At 38.2% G+C, this 714-nt stretch carries 1 protein-coding gene; it reads right to left on the reverse strand.

Annotation, left to right across the window (positions count from 1 at the left end; genetic code table 11):
• Nucleotides 1-104: 104 nt before the first annotated feature.
• A complete protein-coding gene (rimI, locus tag TT11_RS16555; RefSeq protein WP_261871201.1) occupies nt 105-599 on the reverse strand; it encodes a ribosomal protein S18-alanine N-acetyltransferase in 495 nt (164 codons plus the stop codon).
• Between the last annotated feature and the right edge of the window lie 115 nt (nt 600-714).

The raw sequence follows: 714 nt of genomic DNA on the forward strand, positions 1-714 counted from the left end.
TCTCCAATAAAGTTTAAATCTTAGTTAATTCTGCTTTTATATCGTAGCTGTTGTAGCTACTTTTATTATCGCCGCTTACTTTTCATTAAGCTTTACTCACTTCATTAAATATAGTTATGCTGCATGATCAATGCATCGACTGCTGGTTTATGTGGCATTCTATAATAGCCTTTGCGTCTATGAATGATGCTAAACGCTTGTTGCTCGTATAACGCTATCGCCGCCGTATTGTCTGCACGTACTTCCAACAAAAGACTCTCTACTTGATTAAGCTGTAACATCTCATGCAGCCTATTCAATACCTGCGAAGCAATACCTTGTCGTTGGTGCTCTGGATCAGTTCCGATACGCAACACCTCTGCTTGCTCAAAAGTCGTTTGATATAAGCAATAGCCAACTATCTCACGGTAAGAAGTACTCTCTTCTTTGGCTTGATCGTAAGCAATCAGCAGACGAATACTGTCTTGTTCAAGCAATTCAGCCAATGTTTTCTGATTCCAAGCATCATCTGGTTGCACCATCGCTTCTATACTAGCGACAGTTTGAATGACGTGTTCGAATTCTACTGCATTCGTTGGTAATACTTCTATCGCAAACATGACGTTCCTTTTACGCTTCTTATTAGGCTGTTTTTATTATTATATTATGCTTAGATGATATATGTAGAGCTTGCCATACATTCATGTAGACTCGTAACTATACAATCAATATTTA

The sequence above is a fragment of the Psychrobacter sp. JCM 18901 genome, from assembly GCF_000586435.1.
GTDB lineage: Bacteria > Pseudomonadota > Gammaproteobacteria > Pseudomonadales > Moraxellaceae > Psychrobacter.

Coding starts and splice junctions, on each gene's coding strand:
- rimI (WP_261871201.1), bottom strand. CDS start 599: ATGTTTGCGATAGAAGTATTACCAACGAATGCAGTAGAATTCGAACAC.